Raw genomic sequence first — 2,220 nt, 5'->3', positions numbered from 1 at the left:
CGGCCCGCCGACATTGAGCATCGGCTTCGGCACCTCGCGCGTCAGCGCGCCCAGGCGCTCACCAAGGCCGCCGGCCATGATCAGCACAGGGTTCGGATAATGAGGCGGTTCGAGCAGCTCATCGAGCGTCTCCACCACGATGAGATGGCCGCCCTCGTCGACAAGCGGGAGCTGCTTGATCGATCTCTGCCGCATCAGCTGCAGGCGATCCTCGCGCGGCAGCGTCGCAGGGGCCGACACCGGCGTCCGGTTCATGACGTCGGTCGCAAGTCCGGTGAGGGGGATGCCGCGCAGCAGCCCGCGCCTGACGTCGCCGTCGGTGACCACACCGAGCAGGCGGTTCTGGTCGTCGAGCACCAGCGCAATCTGGATGCTACCACTCTCGATCGCGGCAATGGCCTCGCCCACGGTCGCCTGGTTACCGACGACGGCTTTGCGCCAGGATTTCATGGCAATCTGCCTCGTATACGCCAGATATTTGGGGGCGGCCCACGGCTGAGCCTGCTATATCGCGGCTGCGAGAGGCGGCGTCAACCCCGCCAGGGGCCCTGGCGCGGACCTTGTTAATACACGTGTTTTCCGGTCAGGCCCGGCGGTTTGAAGTACCGCAGCCCGGTCGCTAGGATTGGCCTGTGCAGGGGAATCGCGATGGACGATCTGATCATCATCGGCGGCGGCGAGCATGCCTTCATGGTCTATGAGGCCGCTCTCCTTTCGGGGCAGTTCAACGTCGTTGGCTTCCTCGATCGGCAGCCGGGAGCACTGGGCGATGCGCGCTATCTCGGAACCGATGACGTTGCGCCGAACTATCCGGAAGCCGCCTTCGTGGTCGGGATCGGAACGATGCAGGCGGGGCCCGCGCGCCGGCAGATGATCGGCCGGCTGCAGCTCAAGCGCTGGGCGTCGGTGATTCATCCGCGCGCGTTCGTCTCGCCGTCGGCGACGATCGGTGCGGGCAGCGTCATCATGCCGGGTGCGATCGTCAATGCACGAAGCATGATCGGCCATCACTGCATCATCAATTCCGGCGCGGTCGTCGAGCACGACGTGCGCGTCGGGCACTGCACGCATCTGTCTCCCGGAACCGTGGTCGGCGGCGGTGCAGAGATCGGCGACAACTGCTTTGTGGGGCTCGGCAGCCGTGTCCGCGATCACATTTCCATCGGCAGCGATACGCTGGTGGCGATGGGCTCCGTCGTCACGGGGTCATGGCCGCCGGGGTCCGTGCTGCGCGGAGTTCCTGCAAAGCCCCGTCGCTAAACCGGATCGTCCGGCTCGAGCGCCCGCGGCGCCGCCGTTCCGACCAAGGACCAATAATCAATCGGCGGCCGCCCGGCGCCCGGCCGCTTGGCCGTGATATCGGCCGGGCCGATGATCTCGCCGGCCCTCAGCGCGCGCGCCGCCACGATGCTCTTGCGCGCCACCGGGACGTTCCTGATCTCGGATTCCTTCGGCGTCTTCACGCCGTCGCCGAGCGCGGCCTCGACATTGCGGATGGCGCCGACCATGCGCTTGAAATCGTCCGGCTCGAGTGAGGCCGCGTGGTCGGGACCGGACGCATTGCGATCCAGCGTCAGGTGCTTCTCGACGATGGCCGCGCCGAGCGCGACCGCGGCGACCGAGATCTCGAACCCGTCGGTGTGATCGGAATAACCGACCGGAAGCTGGAACGCCGATCGCATCGTCGCCATCGCCGCGAGGTTCACGTCGGCGACGGGGCAGGGATATTCGGTTGTGCAATGGAGCAGGCTGACGTGCCGCGCCAGCGCGGTGCGTGCCGCCGGATCGCGCCACGCAGCGCGGAACGAGGCGGCGCCTGCGGGATCGTTGCGCTGTGCATAGCCATGGGCCAATACGCCCAGCGCTTCCTCGACCTCGCCGAGCGTCGCCATGCCCGTCGACAGGATCAGCATGGCGCCGGCCCTCGCCGCTGCATGCAGCAGCGGCGCATTGGTGAGATCGCCCGAACCGATCTTGATCCGCGGCAGTTTCAGCGACAGGAGGAAGCCGAGCGAGGCATCGTCGAATGGCGTCGACAGGAATTCGATGCCGCGCTCCCTGGCGTGCGCGATCAGCGTATGATGCGCAGCCTGCGGCAGTTCGAGACGCTCCAGCATGGCCAGCTGGCTCTCGCCGGCGTCGGTGGTGCGCTGCTGATAGTCTGCCTTCTTCGCCGCGCCGCCCGCCAATGCCTTCGCATTGAAGGTCTGGAACTTGACG

Annotated in this window: 3 protein-coding genes; 1 reads left to right on the top strand and 2 read right to left on the bottom strand. The window is 67.0% G+C overall.

Annotated elements, in window-relative coordinates; all coding sequences use genetic code 11:
- On the bottom strand, nucleotides 1-450 hold a 450-nt coding region (locus tag IC50_RS18995; RefSeq protein WP_035708131.1), incomplete at its 3' end, for a CBS domain-containing protein.
- Between the two features lie 198 nt (nucleotides 451-648).
- On the opposite strand from IC50_RS18995, the gene IC50_RS18990 reads away from it, so the two are divergent.
- On the top strand, nucleotides 649-1,260 hold the full coding sequence (locus IC50_RS18990) for an acetyltransferase (RefSeq protein WP_035708128.1): 612 nt from the start codon (nucleotides 649-651) through the stop codon (nucleotides 1,258-1,260).
- Here IC50_RS18990 and neuB read toward each other — a convergent pair.
- The coding region (gene neuB, locus IC50_RS18985) for an N-acetylneuraminate synthase (RefSeq protein WP_035708125.1) at nucleotides 1,257-2,220 on the bottom strand (964 nt) is incomplete at its 5' end. The two genes, IC50_RS18990 and neuB, sit on opposite strands and share 4 nt — an antisense overlap.

Source organism: Bradyrhizobium genomosp. I (2014), assembly GCF_000261685.1.
Classification (GTDB): domain Bacteria; phylum Pseudomonadota; class Alphaproteobacteria; order Rhizobiales; family Xanthobacteraceae; genus Bradyrhizobium.
The sequence above is the reverse complement of the archived record's forward strand: the minus strand, read 5'-3'. Positions and strand labels throughout refer to the sequence as shown.

Bases quoted from the DNA above. Each gene is read 5' to 3' on its own strand.
- IC50_RS18990 (WP_035708128.1), top strand. From the start codon at position 649: ATGGACGATCTGATCATCATCGGCGGCGGCGAGCATGCCTTCATGGTC.